Annotated in this window: 31 protein-coding genes; 1 reads left to right on the plus strand and 30 read right to left on the minus strand. The window is 49.5% G+C overall.

The window, feature by feature from the left end; genetic code table 11:
- Positions 1-52: 52 nt before the first annotated feature.
- The 21 genes from rplR to rpsL form a co-directional block, all read right to left on the minus strand.
- Positions 53-409: a 50S ribosomal protein L18 gene (rplR, locus tag Q0E49_RS04390; RefSeq protein ID WP_295746741.1), complete on the minus strand. Its 357-nt coding sequence runs from the start codon at positions 407-409 to the stop codon at positions 53-55.
- Between the two features lie 71 nt (positions 410-480).
- A complete protein-coding gene (gene rplF / locus Q0E49_RS04395; protein ID WP_102280624.1) occupies positions 481-1,020 on the minus strand; it encodes a 50S ribosomal protein L6 in 540 nt (179 codons plus the stop codon).
- Positions 1,021-1,048: 28 nt separating this feature from the next.
- The gene (rpsH, locus tag Q0E49_RS04400) at positions 1,049-1,447 is read right to left on the minus strand and encodes a 30S ribosomal protein S8 (RefSeq protein ID WP_295746742.1); all 399 of its coding nucleotides are present in this window, start codon (positions 1,445-1,447) and stop codon (positions 1,049-1,051) included.
- 32 nt (positions 1,448-1,479) lie between these two features.
- A complete protein-coding gene (locus tag Q0E49_RS04405; protein WP_102280618.1) occupies positions 1,480-1,665 on the minus strand; it encodes a type Z 30S ribosomal protein S14 in 186 nt (61 codons plus the stop codon).
- Positions 1,666-1,684: 19 nt separating this feature from the next.
- Positions 1,685-2,227 carry a 50S ribosomal protein L5 gene (rplE, locus tag Q0E49_RS04410; protein WP_295746743.1) on the minus strand — a complete coding sequence of 181 codons (543 nt, stop codon included), beginning with the start codon at positions 2,225-2,227 and terminating at the stop codon, positions 1,685-1,687.
- Between the two features lie 29 nt (positions 2,228-2,256).
- Positions 2,257-2,565 carry a 50S ribosomal protein L24 gene (gene rplX, locus Q0E49_RS04415; protein WP_102280614.1) on the minus strand — a complete coding sequence of 103 codons (309 nt, stop codon included), beginning with the start codon at positions 2,563-2,565 and terminating at the stop codon, positions 2,257-2,259.
- A gap of 32 nt (positions 2,566-2,597) precedes the next feature.
- Positions 2,598-2,966 (minus strand): 50S ribosomal protein L14, encoded by a 369-nt coding sequence (gene rplN / locus Q0E49_RS04420; protein ID WP_102280612.1) that lies wholly within the window; start codon positions 2,964-2,966, stop codon positions 2,598-2,600.
- A 58-nt stretch (positions 2,967-3,024) separates the two neighbouring features.
- Positions 3,025-3,291 carry a 30S ribosomal protein S17 gene (gene rpsQ, locus Q0E49_RS04425; protein ID WP_102280610.1) on the minus strand — a complete coding sequence of 89 codons (267 nt, stop codon included), beginning with the start codon at positions 3,289-3,291 and terminating at the stop codon, positions 3,025-3,027.
- 24 nt (positions 3,292-3,315) lie between these two features.
- Positions 3,316-3,522: a 50S ribosomal protein L29 gene (gene rpmC, locus Q0E49_RS04430; protein ID WP_102280608.1), complete on the minus strand. Its 207-nt coding sequence runs from the start codon at positions 3,520-3,522 to the stop codon at positions 3,316-3,318.
- A complete protein-coding gene (gene rplP / locus Q0E49_RS04435) occupies positions 3,512-3,946 on the minus strand; it encodes a 50S ribosomal protein L16 (protein ID WP_295746744.1) in 435 nt (144 codons plus the stop codon). Before rplP ends, rpmC begins: the two co-directional genes overlap by 11 nt.
- A gap of 3 nt (positions 3,947-3,949) precedes the next feature.
- Positions 3,950-4,612 (minus strand): 30S ribosomal protein S3, encoded by a 663-nt coding sequence (rpsC, locus tag Q0E49_RS04440; protein ID WP_102280604.1) that lies wholly within the window; start codon positions 4,610-4,612, stop codon positions 3,950-3,952.
- 12 nt (positions 4,613-4,624) lie between these two features.
- Entirely contained in the window at positions 4,625-4,972 is a 348-nt protein-coding gene (gene rplV / locus Q0E49_RS04445) for a 50S ribosomal protein L22 (RefSeq protein WP_102280601.1), read from the minus strand.
- Positions 4,973-4,991: 19 nt separating this feature from the next.
- On the minus strand, positions 4,992-5,279 hold the full coding sequence (gene rpsS, locus Q0E49_RS04450; protein WP_295746745.1) for a 30S ribosomal protein S19: 288 nt from the start codon (positions 5,277-5,279) through the stop codon (positions 4,992-4,994).
- 42 nt (positions 5,280-5,321) lie between these two features.
- A complete protein-coding gene (rplB, locus tag Q0E49_RS04455; protein WP_295746746.1) occupies positions 5,322-6,167 on the minus strand; it encodes a 50S ribosomal protein L2 in 846 nt (281 codons plus the stop codon).
- A gap of 28 nt (positions 6,168-6,195) precedes the next feature.
- Positions 6,196-6,495, minus strand: a complete 300-nt coding sequence (gene rplW / locus Q0E49_RS04460) for a 50S ribosomal protein L23 (protein WP_102280593.1) — start codon at positions 6,493-6,495, stop codon at positions 6,196-6,198.
- Positions 6,495-7,118, minus strand: a complete 624-nt coding sequence (gene rplD, locus Q0E49_RS04465; RefSeq protein ID WP_295746747.1) for a 50S ribosomal protein L4 — start codon at positions 7,116-7,118, stop codon at positions 6,495-6,497. The genes rplW and rplD overlap by 1 nt, the downstream gene beginning before the upstream one ends.
- Before the next feature lie 17 nt (positions 7,119-7,135).
- Entirely contained in the window at positions 7,136-7,795 is a 660-nt protein-coding gene (gene rplC, locus Q0E49_RS04470; RefSeq protein WP_102280588.1) for a 50S ribosomal protein L3, read from the minus strand.
- Positions 7,796-7,838: 43 nt separating this feature from the next.
- Positions 7,839-8,147: a 30S ribosomal protein S10 gene (gene rpsJ / locus Q0E49_RS04475; protein ID WP_102280586.1), complete on the minus strand. Its 309-nt coding sequence runs from the start codon at positions 8,145-8,147 to the stop codon at positions 7,839-7,841.
- 296 nt (positions 8,148-8,443) lie between these two features.
- Positions 8,444-10,528: an elongation factor G gene (gene fusA, locus Q0E49_RS04480; protein WP_295746748.1), complete on the minus strand. Its 2,085-nt coding sequence runs from the start codon at positions 10,526-10,528 to the stop codon at positions 8,444-8,446.
- A 119-nt stretch (positions 10,529-10,647) separates the two neighbouring features.
- Complete coding sequence (gene rpsG / locus Q0E49_RS04485) at positions 10,648-11,118, minus strand: 30S ribosomal protein S7 (RefSeq protein ID WP_102280578.1); 471 nt, start codon at positions 11,116-11,118, stop codon at positions 10,648-10,650.
- A 15-nt stretch (positions 11,119-11,133) separates the two neighbouring features.
- Positions 11,134-11,553 carry a 30S ribosomal protein S12 gene (gene rpsL, locus Q0E49_RS04490; RefSeq protein WP_102280575.1) on the minus strand — a complete coding sequence of 140 codons (420 nt, stop codon included), beginning with the start codon at positions 11,551-11,553 and terminating at the stop codon, positions 11,134-11,136.
- Positions 11,554-11,813: 260 nt separating this feature from the next.
- Between rpsL and Q0E49_RS04495 the strand changes: the two genes are divergently transcribed.
- A complete protein-coding gene (locus tag Q0E49_RS04495; protein WP_295746749.1) occupies positions 11,814-12,500 on the plus strand; it encodes an A24 family peptidase in 687 nt (228 codons plus the stop codon).
- A gap of 32 nt (positions 12,501-12,532) precedes the next feature.
- On the opposite strand, the gene Q0E49_RS04500 is transcribed toward Q0E49_RS04495, so the two are convergent.
- From Q0E49_RS04500 to Q0E49_RS04540, 9 genes are all read right to left on the minus strand, one after another.
- The gene (locus Q0E49_RS04500; RefSeq protein ID WP_295746750.1) at positions 12,533-13,714 is read right to left on the minus strand and encodes a DUF998 domain-containing protein; all 1,182 of its coding nucleotides are present in this window, start codon (positions 13,712-13,714) and stop codon (positions 12,533-12,535) included.
- A gap of 109 nt (positions 13,715-13,823) precedes the next feature.
- Positions 13,824-13,952, minus strand: coding sequence for a hypothetical protein (locus Q0E49_RS04505; RefSeq protein WP_295746751.1), 129 nt, complete (start codon positions 13,950-13,952; stop codon positions 13,824-13,826).
- Positions 13,949-14,095 (minus strand): hypothetical protein, encoded by a 147-nt coding sequence (locus Q0E49_RS04510; protein ID WP_295746752.1) that lies wholly within the window; start codon positions 14,093-14,095, stop codon positions 13,949-13,951. The genes Q0E49_RS04505 and Q0E49_RS04510 overlap by 4 nt, the downstream gene beginning before the upstream one ends.
- A gap of 109 nt (positions 14,096-14,204) precedes the next feature.
- Positions 14,205-17,867 carry a DNA-directed RNA polymerase subunit beta' gene (gene rpoC / locus Q0E49_RS04515; RefSeq protein ID WP_295746753.1) on the minus strand — a complete coding sequence of 1,221 codons (3,663 nt, stop codon included), beginning with the start codon at positions 17,865-17,867 and terminating at the stop codon, positions 14,205-14,207.
- 40 nt (positions 17,868-17,907) lie between these two features.
- Positions 17,908-21,528: a DNA-directed RNA polymerase subunit beta gene (locus Q0E49_RS04520; protein ID WP_295746754.1), complete on the minus strand. Its 3,621-nt coding sequence runs from the start codon at positions 21,526-21,528 to the stop codon at positions 17,908-17,910.
- Positions 21,529-21,744: 216 nt separating this feature from the next.
- Positions 21,745-22,335, minus strand: a complete 591-nt coding sequence (locus Q0E49_RS04525) for a TetR/AcrR family transcriptional regulator (RefSeq protein WP_295746755.1) — start codon at positions 22,333-22,335, stop codon at positions 21,745-21,747.
- Positions 22,336-22,701: 366 nt separating this feature from the next.
- Positions 22,702-25,203: an ATP-dependent Clp protease ATP-binding subunit gene (locus tag Q0E49_RS04530; RefSeq protein ID WP_295746756.1), complete on the minus strand. Its 2,502-nt coding sequence runs from the start codon at positions 25,201-25,203 to the stop codon at positions 22,702-22,704.
- A gap of 21 nt (positions 25,204-25,224) precedes the next feature.
- The gene (locus Q0E49_RS04535; protein WP_295746758.1) at positions 25,225-25,668 is read right to left on the minus strand and encodes a CtsR family transcriptional regulator; all 444 of its coding nucleotides are present in this window, start codon (positions 25,666-25,668) and stop codon (positions 25,225-25,227) included.
- 189 nt (positions 25,669-25,857) lie between these two features.
- Positions 25,858-26,327, minus strand: a 470-nt coding sequence (locus Q0E49_RS04540; RefSeq protein ID WP_295746757.1) for a zinc-binding dehydrogenase, incomplete at its 5' end; no start/stop codon positions are given.

A 26,327-nucleotide genomic window follows, 5' to 3' on the forward strand; every position in this document is an offset into this window, starting at 1 on the left:
GTTTGGACGGGTCAATGTATGATGATGCCATTACGGGTTATTCCTCCTTCTTTTAGAATTGCAGTCCGTTTTCACGAGCGGCAGTTGCCAATGCAGCAACCCGACCGTGGTACAGGTAACCACCACGGTCAAAGACCACGTTCTTGATGTCCTTAGCAGCACCGCGCTTGGCAATCAATTCACCAACGCTAGCTGCCTGATCAGTCTTGGTCTTGCCACTAACTTCACTGTCGAGAGTTGAGGCACTTGCGAGCGTCACACCCTTTACGTCATCAATTAATTGAGCGTAAATGTTATTGTTTGAACGGTAAACACTTAAGCGCGGGCGCTCCGCAGTACCAGAGATCTTACCACGAACGCGCATGTGACGGCGTTGGCGGAGTTTGTTCTTGTCTGGTTTAATAATCACAACAGTCACCTCTTGTTTCGATTTTATTATTTAATGTGATTTTATAAATGAGAACTGGTAGTCCGAACAGATTACTTACCAGTCTTACCTTCCTTACGGATAATGTGTTCGTTCTCGTAACGAATACCCTTACCCTTGTATGGTTCAGGCTTACGAACGGCACGGACGTCAGCAGCAAAGTCACCAACGTGTTGCTTACTCATCCCACTGATGACGATCGTAGTGTTCTTTTCAACCTTAACTTCAAGGTCTTCCGGAATAGCCATTTCAACCGGGTTGGAATAACCAACAGTCAGGACAAGGGTCTTGCCCTTAACTTGTGAACGGTAACCAACACCGACCAGCTTCAGGGTCTTAGAGAAGCCCTTAACAACACCTTCAACCATGTTGTTAACGTTAGCACGGGTAGTCCCGTGAACCATCTTCAGCTTCTTGTCATCGCTTGCTTCACGGTCGAACTTAACTTCACCGTCAGCAACAGTCATTGAAATGAGCGGTGAAATTTCGCGACTTAATGAACCCTTAGGGCCCTTAACAGTCACAACGTTACCCTTCTGGGAAACTTCAACGCCTTCTGGCAGCTGGATTGCTTTGTAACCAATACGACTCATCGTTGCACCTCCTATCTTCGTTTATTTATTACCAAACGTAGGCGAGAACTTCGCCACCAATGTGCTTTTCACGGGCAACCTTGTCAGATACAACCCCTTCAGAAGTCGAAATGACAGCGATACCCAAACCATTAAGCACCTTTGGTACATCGTCAGCCTTAACATATGAACGAAGTCCTGGCTTGGAGATACGCTTCAAACCGGAGATAACACGTTCGCCGTTCTTACCGTATTTTAAGAATACGCGGATGATGCCTTGCTTGTTATCGTCAACGTATTCAACGTCGCTGATGAACCCTTCAGCCTTCAGGGTCTCGGCGATGTCGCGCTTCATCTTAGATGCAGGTGCTTCGACAGATGCGTGACGAGCCATGTTGGCGTTACGAATCCGCGTCAGGAAATCTGCAATTGGATCACTCATTGACATCGATCTTTTTCCTCCTTTTGTCGGTAATTGATTTACCAGCTAGCCTTCTTCATGCCAGGGATTTCACCCTTGTGGGCAAGCTCGCGTAAGCAAAGCCGGCATAAGTGGAACTTACGGTAAACAGAGTGCGGACGTCCACAACGTTCACAACGAGTGTATTCTTGAGTTGAGAACTTAGCAGGGCGCTTGCTCTTAGCAATCAATGATTTTTTAGCCACTTTTGTGGAACCTCCTTTATTACTTAGCGAACGGCATACCTAACTGAGCCAGCATTTCGTGTGACTCTTCGTCAGTATTAGCCGTAGTGACGATGACAACATCAAGACCACGAACACGCTTAACGTTGTCGAAGTTAATTTCTGGGAAGATCAATTGTTCCTTGATACCCAACGTGTAGTTACCGCGGCCGTCAAAGGCTTTGTTGCTGACACCGTGGAAGTCACGAACACGTGGCAGAGAAACGTTGATCAGCTTATCTAAGAATTCGTACATCCGAGTACCACGGAGCGTAACCTTGGCACCGATGGCCATCCCTTCACGAAGACGGAAACCGGCAATGGACTTGTGAGCCTTAGTAATCAGTGGCTTTTGACCAGAGATCAAGCCGAGTTCTTCAACGGCTTCGTCAAGGTTCTTGGAATTCGTGGTAGCGTCACCAACACCCATGTTCAGCACGACCTTGTCGAGCTTTGGTGCCTGCATGATTGATGAATAGTTGAACTTTTCAATCAGAGCCGGACGAACTTCATTTTCGTATTTCGCTTTCAAACGGTTTTCCATGATAAATAATTTCCTCCTTCCCTGATTGATTAGTCAACCGTCTTGCCAGACTTCTTGGCAAAACGAACCTTCTTACCATCTTCAACCTTAACGCCCAAACGAGTTGGTTCGTTAGTAGATGGGTCAATAAACATTACGTTAGAAGCATCGATGGCACCTTCAGTGTCAACGATCCCACCATTCGGGTTAGCACTAGTAGCCTTCTGGTGCTTCTTAATCTTGTTAACATCCGAAACCACAACGCGGTTGGACTTGGCAATGATCTGCTTGATAGTACCTTCCTTGCCCTTGTCCTTACCAGCGATGACGCGGACCTTGTCACCTGTCTTTAACAACATGAACGTTGCACCTCCTTATTTTTGTTGATCGATTACAGAACTTCTGGAGCCAGTGAGATGATCTTCATAAAGTCATCGTCACGCAGCTCACGCGCAATTGGTCCAAAAATACGGGTGCCCTTTGGGCTCTTGTCGTTGTTGATGATAACAGCAGCGTTTTCGTCAAACTTGATGTAAGAACCATCTTGACGGTGCAGACCTTGTACAGTCCGAACAACGACTGCCTTTACAACATCACCCTTTTTGACAACGCCACCTGGTGTTGCCTGTTTAACAGTTGCAACGATGATGTCACCAATGTTACCAGTCTTAACACGGGAGCCACCGAGGATCTTGATAACCAAGAGTTCACGGGCACCCGAGTTGTCAGCGACCTTCAGCCGACTTTCTTGTTGAATCACGGAAATTGTCCTCCTTCCATGGGAAATAAACTAAGAATACGAAATCGGGATTGCCCTCTTACAGGACAACGGCCTTCTTAACGATCTTCACGAGACGGAAACGCTTCTTAGCTGACAGCGGGCGAGTTTCCATGATTTGAACAGTATCGCCGACCTTAGCTTCGTTCTTTTCATCGTGTGCGTAGTACTTTTTAGTGTACTTGATCTGCTTGCCATAAACCGGAGCACTCTTGCTGGTGTTGATGGCTACAGTGATCGTCTTGTCCATCTTGTCAGATACGACACGGCCTTGGTAAACCTTGCGTGAATTACGTTCTTCACTCATGCGCTAATCCTCCTTTTCGTATTCTTATTTGTTTAATTCTTGTTGACGAAGAACAGTCTTCACCCGAGCGATATTCTTACGTACCGTCTTCAAGTTGGCGGTGTTCTCCAACTGGCCAGTTGCTAATTGGAAACGCAGGTTAAACAGTTGTTCTTTTAAATCCTTTTCACGGTCCAGCAGTTGGTCAGTGGTTAACCCATTCAGTTCCTTAACATAGTCTTTAGTCTTCATGAGAATCTCCACCTACTTCCTCGCGTTTTACGATCTTGCAGCGAACTGGCATCTTGCTGCCGGCGAGCCGAAGAGCTTCGCGAGCAACTTCTTCAGAGACGCCACCTACTTCGTATAAAATCTTGCCGCGCTTAACTGGTGCAACCCATCCTTCAGGAGCACCCTTACCGTTACCCATACGGGTACCAACACCCTTACTAGTCCATGACAGGTGAGGGAAGATTTTAATCCAAACCTTACCGCCACGCTTCAGGTAACGAGTGATGGCCACACGGCCAGCTTCAATTTGATGGTTGCTGATCCAGTGAGAATCTAAGGCTTGCAAACCGTATTCACCGAAGGCAACGGTCTTGCCACCCTTAGCTTCCCCACGCATCTTACCGCGGAAAACCTTACGGTGCTTTACACGCTTTGGAATTAACATGTGTTATTTCCCTCCCTTGGATTCAGTGTGATGTGCCTTTTCCGGCAGGATCTCACCACGGTAAATCCAGGTCTTGATACCCAGAGCACCGTAAGTGGTCCGTGCTTCGTCCCAGGAGTAGTCAATGTCAGCACGAAGGGTGTGCAGCGGCACAGTACCATCGGCGTAAGTTTCAACCCGTGACATGTCGGCACCATTCAGACGACCGGCAACTTGGATCTTAACACCCTTAGCACCTGCACGCATTGCACGTTGCATTGCACCACGCATTGCCCGACGGAAAGCAATCCGTGCTTCCAGTTGTTCGGCAACACTTTGGCCAACCAGGTGTGCATCCAAGTCTGGCTTCTTGATTTCAACGACGTTGATGTGAACGCGCTTGCCAGTCATTTGGTTCAATTCTTTACGCAGTGCTTCAACTTCTGCACCACCCTTGCCAATTACCATCCCAGGCTTGGCAGTGTGAATTGAAACGTTAACGCGGTTAGCGGCCCGTTCAATTTCGATGGTCGATACAGAGGCATCAGCAAGTCGCTTTTCAATGTACTTACGGATCCGCAGGTCTTCGTTCAGGTATGCGGCGTAGTTCTTGTCTGCGTACCACTTAGCAGTCCAGTCGCGAATGACCCCAACACGGAAACCATTAGGATTAATCTTTTGACCCACTATTCATTCCTCCTACTTTTCTGTAACAACCACTGTGATGTGACTAGTCCGCTTGTTGATCGGGGAAGAAGATCCCTTCGCACGTGGACGGAACCGCTTCAGGGTTGGGCCTTCGTCAGCAAAAGCTTCGGAAACGACCAGCGAAGCACGGTCCAAGTCAAAGTTGTTTTCAGCGTTTGCAACAGCAGATTTTAAAACTTTTTCGACATCTGAAGCAGCACCATTAGGAGTGAACTTCAGAATTGCGAATGCTTCGGCAACAGTCTTGTTACGGATTAAGTCCAGGACAAGGCGAACCTTGCGTGGAGAAACCCGCACCATTTTGGCAGTTGCCTTAGCTGAAGTAATTGTTTCAGCCATGGTTAATTCATCCTCCTAATTATTGTGCGGCAGCAGCAGTCTTCTTGTCGACAGTACCATGACCATGGAATGTCCGGGTTGGAACGAATTCACCCAGCTTGTGGCCAACCATATCTTCTTGAACGTAAACCGGAACGTGCTTACGACCATTGTAAACGGCAAAAGTGTAACCGATAAAGCTTGGGAAGATAGTTGAACGGCGTGACCAAGTCTTGATAACCGTCTTCTTGTCGTTGTCCTTTTGTGCTTCAACCTTCTTCAACAGCGAAGCGTCGGCAAAAGGACCCTTTTTTAAACTCCGACTCATTAATGTTCCTCCTCTCGGGTAAGTTTAATTAAGATGATTAATTTAGATGTTACCGTGTGAGCCACGCTTGCGACCACGGACGATGAACTTGTTGGAACGAGCCTTGTGTGAACGAGTCTTCTTACCAACAGTCTTCTTACCCCATGGTGACAATGGTGATGGCAGACCAACTGGTTGCTTACCTTCACCACCACCATGTGGGTGGTCGTTAGGGTTCATAACAGAACCACGAACGTGTGGGCGTTGACCCTTGTAACGAGTCCGGCCGGCTTTACCAACCTGGATCAGGGTGTGTTCTTCATTGCCGACAGAACCAATCGTTGCGCGGCAAGTGGAGAGAACCATCCGCACTTCACTTGATGAAAGACGTACCAAGCAGTACTTATCTTCCTTACCAAGCAGCTGTGCTGAGGTCCCAGCAGAACGTGCTAACTGGCCACCCTTGCCTGGCTTAAGTTCGATGTTGTGAATAACAGTCCCAACTGGGATGTCCTTCAACGGAGCGGCGTTACCAACCTTAATGTCAACGCCTGAACCTGATTCCACAACCATTCCTGGCTTCAAGCCCTTTGGTGCCAAGATGTATGACTTAGTACCGTCAGCGTAAACGATCAAAGCAATGTTAGCCGTCCGGTTTGGATCGTATTCGATGGCCTTAACAGTTGCCGGGATACCGTCCTTCACACGCTTGAAGTCAACGATCCGGTATTGACGCTTGTTGCCACCACCACGGTGACGAACAGTGATAGTACCGTTGCTACGGCCACCAGTGCTCTTCAGCGGTGAAAGCAGTGACTTTTCAGGCGCCTTCTTGGAAACGCCGGCAAAGTCATAGCCGTTCATGTTACGGCGACCGTTAGTGGTACCTTTGTACTTGCGAATTCCCACTGTCTTTTCCTCCTATCGTTAGATTTGATTATTCGTTATCGTCGCTGTCAGCGAATAACTTGATTTCATCAGAATCGGCCGACAGGGTTACAATGGCCTTCCGGCGGCGCTTGGTGTAACCAACGTAACGGCCTTGGCGCTTTTGCTTGCCCTTGATGTTCATGATGTTAACCTTGACTACCTTAACGCCAAAGATTTCTTCAATAGCGTTCTTAACCTGAGTCTTGGTTGCACTCAATGCAACGTCAAAAGTGTAGCGCTTGTTGTCCATCATCGCAGTTGATGCTTCAGTCACAACCGGACGCAGAATAATTTCACGTGCTTCCATTATGCGAGCACCTCCTCAACTTGAGAGAGAGCTGACTTAGTAATAACCAGCTTGTCACTGTTTACCAGGTTCAAGATGTTCATTTGAGCCGGGGTAACAACAGTTGCGCTTGCCAGGTTGTGGCCAGACAGAACAGCGTTCTTGTCGTCGTCAGTAACAACAACCAGAACCTTGTTGCCAGCATTCAGGCTGTCCATTGCAGCCGCAAATTCCTTAGTCTTTGGAGCATCAAAGCTAAGTGAGTCAACAGCAACCAGTGCCTTGTTAGCAACCTTTTCGGACAGAGCCGACTTAACAGCCAGTTGACGGACCTTCCGTGGCAAGGCGTAGTTGTATGAACGTGGCTGAGGACCAAAGACGATCCCACCACCACGCCATTGTGGTTCACGAATCGAACCAGCACGGGCACGACCAGTACCCTTTTGACGCCATGGTTTCTTACCGCCACCGCTAACAGCTGAGCGGTTCTTAACAGCGTGAGTACCTTGACGCATTGAAGCGCGTTGGCGAAGAATTGCTTCGTACATTGCGTTTTCGTTTGGTTCAATACCGAAGATTGCAGCGTTCAGTTCAACTTCACCGTTCTGGCTGCCATCTTGCTTAAATAATGCAACGCTTGTCATTGCTTGCTCCTCCTTTCTTACTTATTGTGTTTCTTGCTAAGGCTCTTCTTAGTGTTGGCCTTAACTGAGTTCATTACAGTAACGTATGACTTGTTAGCGCCAGGAACGTTTCCCTTGATCAGCAGGGCGTTGTTTTCAACATCCACGCGGATAACTTCCAGGTGTTGCATGGTAACAGTGTTGTTACCCATGCGGCTTGGCAGCTTCATACCCTTAACAACGTGGTTGATGATTGGACCCAGCGAACCTGGACGACGGTGGTAACGTGAACCGTGTGATTCAGGACCACGACGTTGGCCATCCTTGTGGATAACACCTTGGTAACCATGACCCTTAGTGACACCCGTTACATCGACGGTTTCACCTTCAGTAAAGATATCAGCCTTTACCTCGTCACCGACTTTGACGTCTCCCAGTTCAGCGTCACGGATTTCACCGATGAAGCGCTTAGGAGTCGTATTTGCTTTTGCTACATGACCTTGTTCAGGCTTGTTGCTCAGGTGTTCGCGCTTGTCATCAAAACCAAGTTGTACGGCGTTGTAACCATCGTTTTCAGTGGTCTTAACTTGCAGAACAACGTTTGGCGTTACTTCAATGACAGTAACTGGGACCAATTCACCATTATCAGTGAAAACCTGAGTCATCCCGATCTTCTTTCCTAAGATTCCTTTGGCCATGAGTACACCTCCAATATATTGTTTTTATTCTTAATAACTAAAATTACAGTTTGATTTCGATGTCGACACCACTTGGCAGGTCGAGCTTCATCAATGCATCAACCGTCTTTGGGGTTGGGTCGATGATGTCGATCAGCCGCTTGTGGGTCCGCATTTCGAATTGTTCCCGTGACTTCTTGAACTTGTGTGGTGAACGAAGCACCGTGTAAATAGTCCGTTCAGTTGGTAACGGGATTGGGCCAGAAATCTGTGCACCAGTCCGCTTGGCAGTTTCAACAATCTTATCTGCTGATTCGTCAAGGATCCGGTGTTCATAAGCCTTTAAACGAATACGAATCTTTTGATTTGCCATTGTATTCCCTCCTTCGTCAGATTTGAAATTTGACTAGCTCCGCGAAAATTACCGCCACACCCTGTGGCAAAGCGGCCGGGTGTGTCGCAACCTTCCGCATCATCGCGTAACAACTTGAGCCAAACAAGGGCCGTACTCGCCCCTTGTTTAACTCAAGCACCTAACTATCTTACTAAACAAACGCCGGTAATACAAGTGTTTTCTCGCCTTTTTCTATTTGTAAACAAACTGTAACAATAGTCAAAACAAAAAAACACCCCGCAAATGCGAGGTGTTTTCGATGCTAGTAGGTAAAACTAGTTGTTACCGTTCTTCTTGATGATGTCTTCTTGCACTGACTTTGGTACAGCTGAGTAGTGGTCGAAGGTCATCGTGAAGGTCCCACGACCCTGGGTTGCGGAACGCAGCGCAGTGGCGTAACCAAACATTTCTGACAGTGGAACGAATGAGTGAAGTACTTGGGCGTTGCCCCGTTCTTCCATCCCATCAATGGTCCCACGGCGAGCAGTTACTTGGCCCATGACGTCACCCATGTTGTCAGAAGGAACAACAATGTCAACCTTCATGATTGGTTCCAGGATAACTGGGTCAGCCTTCTTTGCAGCGTTCTTCAGTGCCAGTGATGCAGCAACCTTGAAGGCAGCTTCACTAGAGTCGACTTCGTGGTAACTACCATCGTAGAGCTTAGCATGCATGTCAACCAGTGGGTAACCAGCCAGCACACCGTTAGCCATGGCTTCCTTCAGCCCTTGTTCAACGGCCGGGATAAATTCACGTGGAACAACCCCACCGACAATGGCATCTTCAAACTCGAAGCCCTTGCCTTCTTCAAGTGGCGTGAATTCGATCCAGACGTCACCGTATTGACCCTTACCACCAGACTGACGAACGAACTTACCTTGTGCAGAAACCTTCTTAGTGAATGCTTCACGGTAAGATACCTGTGGCTTACCAACAGTAACTTCGGCGTTAAATTCACGACGAAGACGTTCAACAATGATGTCCAGGTGAAGTTCACCCATTCCGGCGATCAGCGTTTCACCAGTTTCTGGGTTAGTTTCCGCCTTGAAAGTTGGGTCTTCTTCAGCTAGCTTTTGCAGACCCTTGTCCATCTTGTCCTGGTCGGCCTTTGACTTTGGTTCAACGGAGACCTGGATAACTGGGTCAGGGAAGTCCATGGATTCAAGCTGCAGTGGGTGGTCAGGATCGGTCAGGGAGTCACCAGTAGTAGTGTTCTTCAGACCGATACATGCAGCGATATCACCGGAGAAGACTTCCGGAATTTCGTGTTGCTGGTTAGAGTGCATCTGCAGCAGACGACCAATCCGTTCACGCTTGTCCTTCGTTGCGTTCAGCACGTAAGTCCCGGACTGCAGCGAACCAGTGTATACCCGGATGAAAGTCAAACGACCAACGAATGGGTCAGTAGCAATCTTGAATGCCAGGGCGGCGAATGGCTTGTCGTCGCCGGCAGTCAGTTCAACTTCATTCCCATCAGCGTCGTGGGCAACAAATGGCTTAACGTCCAGTGGAGATGGCAGGTAGTCGATAACCGCGTCCAGCAGCATCTGAATACCCTTATCCTTGTAAGCTGAACCAGCCAGTACTGGGAAGATTTCTTCGTTCAGCGTTCCCTTACGGATAGCAGCCTTGATATCTTCAACGGAGATTTCTTCTTCACCAAGGTACTTTTCCATGATGTTGTCGTCGATGTCAGCCAAAGTTTCCAGCATTGCATCGTGACGCTTTGCAGCTTCATCCTTCATGTCGGATGGAATTTCAACAGTATCCCAGTTAGTCCCCAGCTTATCTTCGTCGTAAACGTAGGCGCACATCTTAACCAGGTCAACAACCCCAACGAAGCTGTCTTCAGCACCAATCGTCATTTGGATTGGCAGTGGCGTAACGTTCAGCCGGTCCTTAATCGTTTGAACAGAGTAATCGAAGTTTGCCCCGATCTTGTCCATCTTGTTAGCGAAGACGATCCGCGGAACGTTGAAGTCGTCGGCTTGGCGCCAAACAGTTTCAGTCTGTGGTTCAACCCCGGCCTGAGCGTCGAGGACGGTTACGGCACCGTCAAGGACACGGAGGGCACGTTCAACTTCGACAGTGAAGTCCACGTGACCAGGGGTGTCAATGATGTTAATCCGGTGGTCCTTCCAAACGGCAGTCGTAGCGGCAGACGTGATAGTGATACCACGTTCCTTTTCTTCATCCATCCAGTCCATTTGTGAAGCACCATCGTGGGTTTCACCAATCTTGTGGATCTTACCGGTGTAGTACAGAATCCGTTCAGTAGCGGTCGTCTTACCGGCGTCGATGTGGGCCATGATCCCGATGTTACGTGTTTTTTCCAGCGGGTATTCACGTTTGTTAGCCATCTTAAATGTTTCTCCTTCCAAAAAAGGTAAATTTACTTATATCTGCAAAAAGGGGTGACAGTTACAGCTGTACGCCCCCTTGAGTACTGATCAGGCGCAGAGGCACCCGTCAATGTTAATTACCAACGGTAGTGTGCAAAGGCACGGTTAGCGTCGGCCATCCGGTGAGTGTCTTCCTTCTTCTTAACAGCTGCACCGGTGTTGTTTGATGCGTCAATGATTTCACCAGCCAGGCGTTGAACCATCGTGTGTTCACCGCGCAGGCGTGCGTATTGAACAATCCAACGCATCCCCAGAGTTACACGACGTTCTGGGCGAACTTCGATCGGCACTTGGTAGTTAGAACCACCAACACGGCGGGCCTTAACTTCCAGCACTGGTTCAACGTTTTCCATTGCTTGTTCAAATACTTCTACCGGATCATTACCAGTTTGTTCCTTAACCTGGTCGAAGGCAGCGTAGAGAATCTTGGAAGCAGTTCCGCGCTTACCATCAATCATCAAGTGGTTAATCAGGCTAGTAACCAACTTTGAGTTGTAAATTGGATCTGGCAGTACTTCTGGCTTTACAACATGTCCTTTACGTGGCATTACTTAACCCTCCTCTTACTTCTTGCTCTTCGGCTTCTTAGCACCGTACTTAGAACGACTCTGCATCCGGCCTTCAACACCGGCAGTATCGAGCGTCCCACGAATAATGTGGTAACGAACCCCAGGAAGGTCCTTTACACGGCCCCCACGAATCAGAACAACTGAGTGTTCCTGCAGGTTGTGGCCAATCCCTGGGATGTAAGCCGTAACTTCAATCAGGTTTGACAGACGAACACGAGCGTACTTCCGCAAAGCTGAGTTAGGCTTCTTTGGCGTCATCGTCGCAACACGGGTAGCAACGCCCCGCTTTTGCGGTGATGGGTTCTTAACTAATTCCTTCTTGTAACTGTTGTAGCCGAAGCCCAGTGCCGGTGACTTTGACTTGCCACGGTGAGACTTACGACCCTTGCGAACCAATTGGTTAATTGTTGGCATGAGTTTTTCCCCTTCCATTTTTAAAGTCCACACATCCAGGTGGTTCTTTTTTGCCAATAAAAAAAGTGCCGGATGTTATGCAATTTCGTGCTTCGCCCAGCAGTCAATCTGCCGAACGACAGACACGCTTCGCTTGAAAAAAGCACCTTTAATACATTATCACGCTGACGAGACGATGTCAACGTCCCTTGCCAAGAACTTTTTGCAACAACACGGGAGCTGTCCTTTAACGTACTTACTGGTTAAGGAGGACCAAACCATTGCTATTACTTTATCAATTGCTGTTATTTGTTGCTGGCAGCTGCTACGCTTCGCTTCTCATTACCGTCGGCCAGCGTTGGGCCGGCTTATCGTGTTTTGGAACTCGTTCGCAATGCCCAGTGTGCACCCATAAAGGCGGCTGGTGGCAGCTAATTCCCCTCCTGGGGTGGATGTTACAACGCGGGCGCTGTCATGATTGTCATTCGCCAATTGGGGCCTTATCAACAATCTGTGAATTCTTGTGTGGAACCTGTTTGGCAATCGCTGCTCACCTTTCATTAACCTCTTTACTGTGTATCTTAATTACGGCCACCTGCCTATTGCTCATGACCGCCACTGACTGGCAGGCCCAGTGGATTCACCCCGCCTTCATTGCGGGACTACTCCCCCTGACCCACTTCTTTTGTCCTGCCAGCGACCAATTATCAGTTATTGTTACCGGTGGCATGGCAATTTTAGTTTGCTTGGCCGTCCTAGCCAGCTATCTAGGCGTCGGCGATGCTGAATTTATCATTGTCCTTTTTGCGGTGGTTGGCCCGTTCGATGGGGCAATGATTCTGTTGGTCGCTTGTCTGTCATTGCTATTCGCAACACTAGTGACCAACCAACAAAAGCACCCTTTCATCCCCTGGCTCTCCCTAGGAATCGCCATGGTGTGGTTAGTTAACTGGGGCATTCTCAATTAAAAAAGCTGTCCCCGCAAGGACAGCAACACGACTTATCGATTCTTTTCCTGGTCGACGCAGGTTTGAACTTCAATTTCCACCGGAAAGATCTGTTCACCAAGTTCAGTGAGTGCTTCGATATTTTGCAAGAGTAATAAAATCCAGGAAAATGCCAGGGCAAACGAGGATAATTCAAAGGCGGTCAATGACAGGTAGTTAGTCGCCTTGAAAATCAGGTAGTCTGCAGCTAAGATGGCCCCGATGATGTAGGACAAGTGACGGAACGACCGTGAACACTCTGGTAATAGGCGGCCAATAAAAACGATCATAATCAGCATGAAGTAAACCAACCACATGGCAATCCGGTCATGGAGAACGTGGAATTGGGGGTTGTTGGGAAAGAGCCCAATCCCACCGAGCGTCAGTGATAAGGCATAGAGCAGCAGTTTTAATACCAGGACACCGACTTGTTTGTACTTGCGCTGCAGGTCGACAAACAAGTAATCGATCAGTGCCATCATCAGTAACGCCGAGAAAATTAGCGTGACGTTGAATTCCATGTTGGCCGCACTTTTCTGAGTCCCCAGGAAGCTAAAATTATACTTCCACCAGTCCTTATGATCATTAGTCATCATGGAGCCGACCACCCCGCCAATTACCATAATCGTCATCAAATTAGTGACAATTACTGGTGAAATCGTCATCGACAGGTTAATCATCAGGTAGTTAACCGCGGCGTTGATCAGGAAAACAAAGACGGTCGAGGTGTAGATATCAAACGCGGCCCCGTTAAACATCCGGTCGAGCAGCCAAAAACTCATCACAAACCAAATTGCCAGAATCATTCCGATGGCAATTACCAACGGGATCAATGTCCGCCAGCGAAAATCCTTTGCAGCCCCATGGTTATGGATTTTTTGCCGGATAAAATCCAAGGCAAAGGTCAAGACACCCGAAGCAATGCTCAGGACGCTGGCGTAAGTAGCAATCGACCACTGCCCGTTGAGCGGTATCAGCAGCTGACCTCGGTCGTAGCAGTAAGCAAAAAACAAGAGCGCAGCCAAAGCAGCAGGGATCAAAAACCAGTGTAATTTAATTTCCGGCAGGACATCGATGAGCCGACTCGGGCGGACGTCGATCACGTTGTGGCGAATGGTCATCGACAGTGGCGTCTGATCGTCGAAGTCCAGGTGTTCCCGCGCTTCCGGCGGAATAATAAGTTTCGTTTTTTTCATTGTTAAACTCCAAATTAATTTCAAAATAAAAAGCAGGTGGTCTGGTTATACCAAACCCCTGCTTTTATTTTAGTTCTCAATCGACAACAAAGCAAAATGTTATCGTAGATTAGTTTTTATCGGCGTTTTCCGCTTCCATCTTGGCTTCGATATCCTTCAGTGATTCCGGAGCCTTACCATCAGCAACCGCAGCCGGCTGGCCAACGACCTTTGGCTTGATGTTGCGGTAAGTGCTCATCCCTGTCCCGGCAGGACATCGATGAGCCGACTCGGGCGGACGTCGATCACGTTGTGGCGAATGGTCATCGACAGTGGCGTCTGATCGTCGAAGTCCAGGTGTTCCCGCGCTTCCGGCGGAATAATAAGTTTCGTTTTTTTCATTGTTAAACTCCAAATTAATTTCAAAATAAAAAGCAGGTGGTCTGGTTATACCAAACCCCTGCTTTTATTTTAGTTCTCAATCGACAACAAAGCAAAATGTTATCGTAGATTAGTTTTTATCGGCGTTTTCCGCTTCCATCTTGGCTTCGATATCCTTCAGTGATTCCGGAGCCTTACCATCAGCAACCGCAGCCGGCTGGCCAACGACCTTTGGCTTGATGTTGCGGTAAGTGCTCATCCCTGTCCCGGCAGGAATAATCTTCCCGATAATAACGTTTTCCTTCAAACCAACTAATGGGTCGTTCTTCCCGTGGATAGCAGCATCGGTCAGAACCCGTGTTGTTTCCTGGAAGGAGGCAGCAGACAAGAAACTGTTCGTTTCCAGCGCCGCCTTGGTAATCCCCAGGATCACTGGACGAGCAGTTGCTGGAATACCACCAGAAATAAGCGTCTTGTAGTTGGCTTCCCGGAATTGATCGATATCCATCAGTTCACCCGGCAGGACGTCAGTATCACCTGGCTCCATGATCCGGACCTTCCGCATCATCTGACGAATCATAATTTCGATGTGCTTATCCAGCAAGTCAATCCCCTGCAGACGGTAAACCTTCTGTACTTCAGACAGCATGTAGGTTTCCGTTGACAGGACGTCGGTTACCTGCAGTAATTCCTTCGGATCAGTTGACCCGACGTTGATTTCAGCACCACGGTGAATCTGATCGCCTTCCGCAACGTTCAGTCGTGCGGTAATTGGCAACGTGTAAGTCCGCGTATCAGTCTCACCCTTGACCGTCACATCCTTGGTCCGTTCTGCTGGGTTCTCTTCGATTGATTCAACAACCCCAGTAACTTCACTGATGATTGCACGCCCCTTCGGGTTCCGCGCTTCAACAATTTCTTGAACACGAGGAAGCCCCTGGGTGATGTCTTCGTTGCCGGCAACACCACCGGTGTGGAAGTTCCGCAGCGTCAGCTGAGTACCAGGTTCACCAATTGACTGGGCAGCAACCGTCCCGACTGCTTCACCGGCTTCAACCCGGTCGCCAGTAGCGGCGTTCCGACCGTAACAACGTTCGCAGACACCGTGATCAGTGTTGCAAGTGAAGACGGAACGGATTTCAACAGTCTTGACACCGGCATCGACGATCTTCTTTGCCATTGCCTCGTCAACTAGCACGTTCTTGCCAACAATCTTTTCACCGGTTTCAGGGTCAAAGACTGACTTCATCGTGTAACGACCAAGAATCCGGTCGTACAGACTTTCAACCAGTTCACGACCATTGTAGATCGCGCTAACTTTCAGACCACGGTCAGTCCCACAGTCCTTTTCACGAACAACCACGTCCTGGGCAACATCGACCAGCCGCCGCGTCAGGTAACCTGAGTTGGCAGTCTTCAGGGCCGTATCAGTCATCCCCTTACGAGCACCGTGAGAGGACAGGAACATTTCCAGGACAGACAGACCTTCACGGAAGTTTGAGAGGACTGGCAGTTCCATGATCTTACCGTTAGGCGCAGCCATCAGACCACGCATCCCGGCCAGCTGGGTAAAGTTAGAGATGTTACCACGGGCACCAGAGTCCGACATCATGTTAATCGGGTTATGGATGTCCATGTGCTCTTCCAGCTTATCCTGAACTTCATCCTTGGCGTCGTTCCAGATCTGGATAACACGCGAGTAACGTTCGTCATCAGTAATCAAACCACGGCGGAACTGCTTCGTAACTACCGCAACCTTCTTCCGGGCATCGGCAATAATGGCCGGCTTTTCTTGAAGGTTGGTAATATCAGAAATAGCCACCGTCAACCCAGAAATCGTTGATTCGTAGTAACCAAGGTCCTTCATCCGGTCAAGGAATTGCGAAGTCTTCGTCACCTTGTAAATCTTGTAGACTTCGGCAATGATATCGGACAAGAAGCCCTTCTTAAATGGTGGAACCAGTGGCGCATTTTCCAGGTAGTCATGGATGTCTTCACCCGGCTTGAGGAAGTACTTCTCTGGCACACCGTTGTGCAGGTTGTCATCAGTTGGTTCGTTAATGTAAGCATAGTCAGCTGGCATAATCCGGTTGAACAACAGCTTACCAACACTCGTCACCATAATTTCATGGCGTTGTTCGTCAGTAAACGGTTTTTCAGGGAATGACGAAACCTGAACACCAACCCGTGTCTGCAGCGAAACGTAACCATTCTTGTAAGCCATGAATGCTTCATTAGTATCCTTGAAGATCATGCCTTCGCCTTCACGGCCCTTGTCTTCGATGGTCATGTAGTAGTTACCGATAACCATATCCTGTGATGGCGAAACAATCGGTTCACCGTCACGAGGACTCAGAATATGGTGAGCAGCCAGCATCAGCAGTCGTGCTTCTGCTTGGGCTTCATCCGACAGCGGAACGTGGATGGCCATCTGGTCACCGTCGAAGTCGGCGTTGTAAGCCGTACATACCAACGGGTGCAGACGCATTGACTTCCCAGAAACCAGCACTGGTTCAAAGGCCTGGATCCCCAAACGGTGAAGCGTAGGGGCCCGGTTCAACAGTACTGGGTGTTCCTTAATGACGTCTTCCAAGACGTCGAAGACAGCGTCATCACGACGGTCGATCATCCGCCGAGCAGCTTTGACGTTATTAGCCAGCTCGCGGTTAACCAGTTCACGCATAATGAACGGCTTGAACAGCTCCAGCGCCATCGGTACCGGCAGACCCATTTGGTTCATCTTCAATGATGGACCAACGTCGATAACCGAACGACCAGAGTAGTCAACACGCTTTCCCAGCAAGTTCTGACGGAAACGACCCTGCTTACCCTTCAACAGGTGTGACAGGGACTTCAGCGGCCGGTTACCCGGACCAGAAACCGGGCGACCACGACGACCGTTGTCGATCAGGGCATCGACGGCTTCCTGAAGCATCCGCTTTTCGTTTTGCACGATAATCCCAGGAGCGTTGAGTTCCAACAACCGCTTCAGCCGGTTGTTACGGTTAATAACCCGCCGGTAGAGGTCGTTCAGGTCGGAAGTGGCAAAACGGCCACCTTCCAACTGAACCATCGGCCGCAAGTCAGGCGGCATCACCGGGATGACATTCATGACCATCCATTCCGGCTTGTTGCCAGACTTGATGAAGGCTTCCAGAATATCCAATCGGCGAATTGCGCGAGTCCGCTTTTGCCCCGTCGCATCCTTCAGCAGTTCCTTCAGTTCATTAGCTTCTTTCTGCAGGTCAACCTGCTTAAGCAACTTTTGAACCGCTTCGGCCCCCATTTCGGCAGTGAACTTGTTGCCGTATTCGGCCTTCTTGTCACGGTAGTCGGCTTCAGTCAACAACTGCTTGTATTCCAGTGGCGTGTCGCCAGGATCCAAAACAACATAAGCAGCGAAGTAAATAACCTGTTCCAATGAACGAGGACTCATATCCAGGACAAGGCCCATCCGACTCGGGATGCCCTTGAAGTACCAGATGTGAGAAACCGGGGCTGCCAGTTCAATGTGTCCCATCCGTTCACGACGAACCTTGGAGCTAGTTACTTCCACCCCACAGCGTTCACAGACTTTTCCCTTGTAACGGGTCCGCTTGTACTTACCACACTGACATTCGTAGTCCTTGGTTGGCCCGAAAATCCGTTCATCAAACAGCCCGTCACGTTCCGGCTTCAGTGTCCGGTAGTTGATGGTTTCCGGCTTCTTGACCTCACCATACGACCACTGGCGGATCTTCTCTGGCGATGCCAGCCCGATCTGCATGCTTTCAAATTTATTGACGTCAATCAAAGGGTGATCCTCCTTCTTTGATAAATCTTCCCGTTACGCATTAGTCCTGCTTCGCTTCATCAGTGGTTGGCGTTGAAGCAGCGTTTTCTGCCTTCGCGGCTGCAGCTTCTTCGCGCTTTTTTTCTTGTTCCTCTGAATCGCGTTCCACCTTGTGGGCAATTGCGTGAACGTTCATTACGTCTTCATCCATGTTCTTCAGTTCGACTTCCTTGTGGTCGTCATCAAGAACCTTCATATCAAGGCCAAGTGCCTGCAATTCCTTAACTAATACCCGGAATGATTCAGGAACACCTGGTTTTGGAATCGGGGAGCCGTTAATAATGGCTTCGTAGGTGTTAACCCGTCCCTGGACGTCGTCTGACTTGTAAGTCAGGATTTCCTGGAGGGTGTAAGCCGCACCGTAAGCTTCAAGGGCCCAAACTTCCATTTCACCGAAACGCTGGCCCCCAAATTGAGCCTTTCCACCAAGTGGTTGTTGGGTAACCAGTGAGTATGGTCCAATTGAACGAGCGTGGATCTTATCATCAACCATGTGGGCCAACTTCAGGTAGTGCATGACCCCAACGGCAATCCGTTGTTCAAATGGTTCACCAGTCCGCCCATCATAAAGGACGGTCTTCCCGTCTGACGGCAGACCAGCTTCCTTGACGGCACTCCAGACATCATCATCCGTTGCCCCATCAAAGACCGGCGTTGCGATGTGGATTCCCAGTTGACGGGCAGCCATCCCCAGGTGCAGTTCAATAACTTGACCAATGTTCATCCGGCTTGGCACACCCATTGGACTTAACATGATGTCAATTGGCGTCCCGTCTGGCATGTACGGCATATCTTCTTCAGGAAGGACAATCGAAACCGTCCCCTTGTTACCGTGACGACCAGACATCTTGTCACCAACCTGGATCTTCCGCTTCTGAGCGATGTAGACCCGGACCATCTTGTTAACCCCTGGTGATAATTCATCACCATTTTCACGGGTGAAGACCTGGACGTTTTGAATGATTCCGCCACCACCGTGCGGTACCCGCAATGAGGTGTCACGAACTTCCCGTGACTTCTCACCAAAGATAGCATGCAGCAGCCGTTCTTCGGCTGACAGGTCGGTAACACCCTTTGGCGTTACCTTCCCCACGAGAATGTCACCATCGTGTACTTCGGCACCAATCCGGACAATCCCGTTTTCATCGAGGTCCTTTAAGGCGTCCTCACCGGTGTTTGGCAGTTCACGGGTCATTTCTTCAGGCCCCAGCTTCGTTTCACGGGCTTCTGATTCGTATGACTCAATGTGGATGGAGGTGTAAACATCTTCCTTTACCAGTCGTTCAGAGATGGCAATGGCATCTTCGAAGTTGTAACCTTGCCAGGTCATGAAGGCGATCAGTGGGTTCTGCCCCAGGGCCAATTCACCCTGTTCCATTGATGGACCATCAGCTAGAACATCATCAGCATCGACGTGCTCACCGACCTTGACAATTGGCGTCTGGTTGTAGTTCTTCCCACCGTTAGAACGACGGAACTTCATCAGCTTATAGGTATCCAAGCTGCCATCATCTTGACGGATACGAATTTCGCGAGCGTCGACGTATTCAACGGTCCCGTCATGCTTAGCAATCAGTGCAACACCGGAGTCGTGAGCTGCCTTGTATTCGATCCCCGTCCCAATCAGTGGGGCGTGCGGCCGAATCAACGGAACAGCCTGCCGCTGCATGTTAGCACCCATCAGGGCACGGTTGGAGTCGTCATTTTCCAAGAACGGAATACATGCGGAGGCAACAGAAACTACCTGCTTTGGTGAAACGTCCATGTAGTCAACGTTTTCCTTGCTAGTAGTAATGTAGTCATCCTTATCACGACACATAATTTCGTTTTCGGCAAAAGAACCGTCATCGTTAAGCGGCGTGTTGGCCTGGGCAATGATGTAGTTATCTTCTTCGTCGGCAGTCAGGTAGTCGATCCGGTCGGTTACCTTGTGCGTCTTCCAGGAAACACGACGGTATGGTGTTTCAATAAAACCGTACTTGTTAACCCGGGCATACGAAGACAGACTGTTGATCAGCCCGATGTTAGGACCTTCAGGAGTTTCAATTGGACACATCCGGCCATAGTGGGTGTAGTGGACGTCCCGGACTTCATAACCGGCACGGTCACGAGTCAGCCCACCCGGTCCCAGTGCGGACAGACGCCGCTTATGGGTTAATTCACCCAGCGGGTTGGTCTGGTCCATGAACTGTGACAGCTGGGATGAACCGAAGAATTCCTTAATGGAAGCAACTACCGGACGAATGTTGATCAGCTGTTGCGGTGTAATGGTGTTAATGTCTTGAATTGACATCCGTTCGCGGACAACCCGTTCCATCCGGGCCAAACCGATCCGGAACTGGTTTTGCAACAGTTCACCAACAGAGCGAATCCGCCGGTTACCAAGGTGGTCGATGTCATCCGTCGAACCAATGCCTTCTTGCAGGTTGAAGAAGTAGTTAATCGATGCCAGGATGTCAGCTGGCTGGATGTGCTTCAGTTCCAGCGGGATGTGACCATTGCCCATAATCGGGACAACCCGGTCAGGGTTATTCTTGGAGTAGACGTTGATCCGCTGCATCTTCACTGGTGCAGTCACAACGGCTTCGTCTGATGGCGTGTAGGTAATCATCTTGAAGTCGTCCCGGTCCAGGTAAGGTTCGAGCTTCTTCAAAACTTCCTTCGTGACCACGTCACCATCGGCAGCCAGAACTTCCCCAGTATCAGGGTCAGCCAGTGTTTCGGCCAGGCGTTGCCCAAGCAGCCGGTACTTCAGCATCAGCTTCTTGTTGGTCTTGTAACGGCCAACTGGCGCCATGTCATAACGCTGTGGATCAAAGAAACGGGCAGTCAGCAGACTCCGCGCAGAATCAGCAGTCTTTGGTTCACCCGGACGCAGGCGTTCGTAGATGTCCTTGAGGGCTTCTTCAACCCGTGAATCTTCGGCATCCTTGTGAACGTCCTTGTCGATTGTCAGTGACAAACTGTCGCTGTTGCCGCCCAGCATGTCGATGATTTCATCATCTGAGCCGAAACCTAAGGCACGAACCAGTTCGGTGATTGGCAGCTTCCGCGTCCGGTCGATCCGAACGTAGGAAACGTTCTTCGCATCCGTTTCGTATTCCAGCCATGCACCACGGTTAGGAATAAAGGTAGCGCCAAAGCTTGGCCGGCCGTTCTTACCAGTTTCTTCGTTGTAGTAAACACCTGGTGAACGGACCAGTTGGGAAACAATAACCCGTTCTGCCCCGTTAATAATGAAAGTCCCTTGGTCAGTCATCAGTGGGAAGTCCCCAAAGAAAACATCCTGTGACTTAATTTCACCAGTTTCGTGGTTGGTTAACCGCAAAGTAACGTGCAGCGGTGCCGAGTAGTTAGCATCGTGAGCCCGTGCCTCGTCAACCGTGTACTTTGGTTCCAGCAGCTGATAATCAACGAAATCCAGGGACAGCTTCCCCTGAAAATCGTTAATTGGCATAATGTCTTCAAACATTTCACGAAGACCGTGATCCATAAACCAGTTGTAAGAATTAGTCTGAATCTCGATCAGGTTCGGCAGATCAAGAACTTCCTTGATCCGTGAATAACTACGACGGGTACGGTGCTTACCGTACTTTACCAAATGTCCAGCCAAACTATTCACCTCTCTAATTTGTTGGGCCAGCTCAGTCCCAAAAGAAATATTACATTTTGTTTACAAATAAGCAAAATGCAGCATTTTGGGCAAAAAAAATCCAAAAACGGCAAAGGCCATTCTTGGTTTCTTATATAGAAGCTACTGGACAATAGATCAGCAGCTTCACTGAGCTCGCAATTCATACCTTAGTATGATACGACGTTCATCTTCAGTTGTCAATATTTAACGTGCTGCCAACCCAGAAACAATGCAGTCAACCAATAATTTAACCCGGTCGTCACTGTTTAAGCTGTGTCCCCCAATGTGTTGAACCGTCCCAAAAATCGGTGCCAACTCATCGATGAATAATTCCGCCGCTTCGTTCGGTAAGATATCAGCCCGCAAGTTAATTCCCGGGAGCTTGAAGAATTCAGCAACCGGTTCGATGTAATCCATTCGGAACAGGATTTCCAACTTGCGCTGGGAACTCTTTGACAAGAGTGCCTGAGCATCGTTGAACTGGTCATAAACACTCCGTGGGTGGTATTTCAGTAACACCTTAGCGATCCGAATCAACCGCGTTTCCGGGTCAAGGTCCTTCACCCGGATAACTGCATTGATATCCTGACGGATGGTCCCTGCCAAGGATGTGATGGAATCCATGTAGAGAACTTCTTTATCGCTAAAGTGGTGATAAAGTGCCGGCTGCGTAATTTTGCAAACCTTCGCAATGTCACGCGTTGAAGTATTCCCGTACCCCCGTTCAAGGAACTGCTTCGTCGCGGCATTGATAATTCTTTGTCGCGTTTTGTCGTGTCCACCCGATCTGCTCATAGAAAAAACTCCCCCTTGTGAAATTTCAAATCTTCGGTCCCTTATTATCGCACGATTATAAATCTTCCGCAATGATTTAACAGCCCGTTAAGCCCTGTGGGCCGGGCCTTTTTTCAAAAAAAAAAAAAAAATAGCCTCTTTTATACATTCATATGCAGCAAGTTAAGGATTGAACATGGTCAAGCCACTAGCGGAATTAATCATCATCATAAATCGCTTTGATAATTTCTTTCAGCACCACACAAAAACCGCTACCGTTCAAGGTTAGCGAACGGCAACGGTTATTAATCATTTTTTAGCAACGGTCTTCAATGTCATGAAAAGACCACACTGGTTAGTTCACAAACTTGTAACAATAACCAATGGTTAAACATTGACTGGCGTTGCGGGCTGACCATCATGGGCAACCTTGACGGTAATCTTTCCCCGACTGCTCCCCACCGTGGCGGTATCACCATTTGCCAGTTGACCAGTCAACAATGCTTCACTCAGCGGGTCTTCTACCAGGTCCTGAAGCGCCCGCCGCAGCGGTCGCGCCCCGTATTCAGGGTTGTACCCCTTCTCAGCAATCAGGTTGATTGCCCCGGCAGTCAACTTTAGCTGAATGCCTTGAGTCGCAACCCGTTTTTGGATCTTCTTCGTCATCAGCCGGACAATTTGGTGTAGCTGCGGCTTAGTCAACGGGTGGAAAATAATTGTTTCGTCAATTCGGTTCAAAAATTCCGGACGGAAATGAAGACGCAACTGCTGGCGAATTGCGCCCGCCATCGCGTTGTAATCGCCACTGAGGTCTCGTGCACCAAACCCCACTTCCTTTTCATCCCGTAATTGAGTTGCCCCCAAGTTCGATGTCATAATCAGAATGGTATTGCGGAAATCAACCTTCCGTCCCTTCGAATCGGTCAAGTACCCGTCGTCGAGTACTTGTAATAGGAGGTTAAAGACATCCGGGTGGGCCTTTTCGGCTTCGTCTAGCAGCACTACCGAGTACGGGTGCTGTCGAACCTTTTCGGTCAGCTGGCCGCCCTCATCGTAGCCGACATAACCCGGTGCCGCCCCAATCAGCCGACTGGTACTGTAAGCCTCCCGGTATTCAGACATATCAACCCGGATAATGTTGTTTTCATCACCAAACATGGCTGCAGCTAGTGCTTTGGCCAGTTCTGTCTTCCCCACCCCCGTTGGACCGAGGAACATAAAAGAGCCAATTGGCCGCTGCGGGTCCTTCAACCCACTCCGTGCGCGTCTAATAGAACGCGCAATCGCTGACACAGCCTCATCTTGGCCAATTACCCGTTCGTGCAGTTCTTTTTCCAGGTTGACTAAGCGTTGGCTTTCCGACTTCTTCAGCTGGGTCAGCGGAACCCCAGTCCATTCCGCTACTACCCGCGCCACATCATCAGCACCAACGGTCAGCGGGTGGTGTTCCTGACGAGTGGCATGACGTTTCTTGGCCGCCTGCAGCTGCTTAGCCAGTGACAATTCTTCCTGGCGGAGCTTGGCCGCCCGGTCAAATTGTTGACTCATGATAGCATCCTCTTTTTGAGAACGCAGTGCGGCCAGTTTCTTTTCGTTTTTCTGCTGAGCCTTTGGCACCTTCTCACCAGCGATACGAACCATGGCTGCCGACTCATCCATTAAGTCAATTGCCTTATCCGGTAGGAAACGGTTGGTGATGTAGCGATTAGACAGCTTTACCGCTGCCACCACGGCTTCATCACTAATCTTCAGGTGGTGGTGGGCTTCATATTTAGGCCGCAGCCCCTTGAGGATTTGGATGCTTTCTTCCTGACTCGGCTCTTCCACCTGGACGCGAGCAAAACGCCTCTCCAGCGCCGCATCAGCTTCAATATACTTTTGGTACTCGTCAAGGGTCGTCGCCCCGATCAGCTGCACCTCACCACGCGACAGCGCCGGTTTCAAAATGTTGGAAGCATCAATGGCCCCCTCCGCACCGCCAGCACCGACCAGGGTGTGCAATTCATCGATAAACAGCAAAACGTGACCGTCATCATAAATTTCGTCGAGGATCTTCTTGAGGCGGTCCTCAAACTCCCCACGAAACTTCGTGCCAGCAACGACAGAACCCATGTCAAGTGCCATCACCCGCATCTTCGCAAGTTCTGGTGTGACCGTTTGGTTGGCAATTCGCTGGGCCAATCCCTCAACAATCGCCGTCTTACCAACCCCTGGTTCACCCACGAGAACCGGGTTGTTTTTTGTCCGCCGGCTCAAAACCTGGATCACACGCTGAATTTCGTGGTCACGACCAACGACCGGATCAATTCCACCTTCGCGGGCCACCTTGGTCAAATCACGGCCCAGTTTATCCAGCGTCGGCGTCAGGCTATCCGACTTTTGGCCAGCCTTTTGACTGCTTTGCCCCCGCTGCTGACGCAATCCCGAGCGTCTTGTCGACCGCTGCTCGCTAACTCCCATGTGGCGAAGCAATGTTTGCTGAGCGCGCCGCGGATTAATATCGAAGTTTTGCAAGATCCGCCCGGCGAGGGTTGCCTGGTTGCTCAGCAACGCCATCAGCAGGTGCTCAGTCCCGACCTTGGTGTTGCCCAGTTGCCGTGCCTGTGACCGGGCTGTTTGGAGAATATCGCGCATTTTGGGGGAGTACGGCAAGTAGTCACCGTTGCTAACGGTCATTGTCCCGTACCCTGTCAGTCGTTCAATTTCTTCCCTGACACTATTAGCAGTCAGGCTAAACTGGGCGAGCACCTTCCCAGCAATACTAGTATTTTCCATGGTCAATGCTAATAGCAAGTGTTCAGTGCCGACCGCCTGGTGTTTAAAGTAGCGGGCCTGTTCCTGTGCCATCAGCAAAACTTCTTGTGCACTTGGTGTTAAGTAGTTATTCATGAAGTCAACTTACCCCCTGGGTTAGTTTTCAAAACGGAGCCGGTTCAACATCGCCGATAGAACGTTAGCTCGCAATACGTCTTCCGCCTGGCGGTTATCAACGGCCAGTGTCTGCCGAGAAATGGCGACCATCATAATGTTGCCTTCGCGGCGGGTAATTAGGTCGGCATTATACAACGTGGCAATAATATTGCTCGCTTCCCGCTCGGTGAGTGAAGTGCCAATCGACGAAAGGAGCATCTCAATTAAATCAACGTTGTCGAGTGCGTTAATTTGTTCAATCCGAATGTAGCCACCGCCACCCCGTTTGCTCCGTACCAGGTAACCATTCTGAATCGTAAACCGGGTTTTAATGACGTAGTTAATTTGCGACGGCACAACATCAAACTGATGGGCAATGTCGGACCGCTTAATTTCGATTTCTGGCGTCTGACCAAGGATTTCCTTCAAGTAGTCTTCGATCATATCCGACAAACTTTTCTCTTCTGCCACAATACCACCTCGTTTTCTGACTAACTTTGACCTTTATTCTATCATAATCATTACTTTTTCGCCTGTTTGCCATCTTCGCACACCGGTAGCTACCACAACTTTGCCAACACAAAAACGCCCCCGCCGGTTCGACGGGAGCGTGATAGATTTTATTTATGAAGATTACTTGTTGTGAACAAAGTCAACAACGTTCCGGCCAACAACCTTGTTGTCCTTCAGTTCTTGGATCATGTCGTTGATTTCACTCAGCTTGCGAGTGTGAACGATTGGGTGAACCTTGCCTTCTGCACCGAACTGGAAGCATTCAGCCAGGTCTTGACGAGTCCCAACCAGTGAACCGGCAACGATAATGCCGTCAAGAACAGTCTTGGCGATGTTGAGCTTCATGTCACCTTGTGGCAGCGCAACGGCAACCAACCGACCATCTGGGCGCAGGGAGTTAACGGCTTGGTCAAAAGCAGCAGTAGTAACAGCAGTTACCACGGCAGCGTGAACACCGCCAACCTTTTCCTGGATCTGTTCGTCAACGTTGTTGTCGTGACGGTTAATTAGGATTTCAGCACCGTTTTCCTTAGCAGCTTGCAGCTTCTCTTCGTTACCATCAACGGCGATCACGTGAGCACGAAAGACGT

Source organism: uncultured Limosilactobacillus sp. (assembly GCF_934202235.1).
Taxonomy (GTDB): Bacteria; Bacillota; Bacilli; order Lactobacillales; family Lactobacillaceae; genus Limosilactobacillus.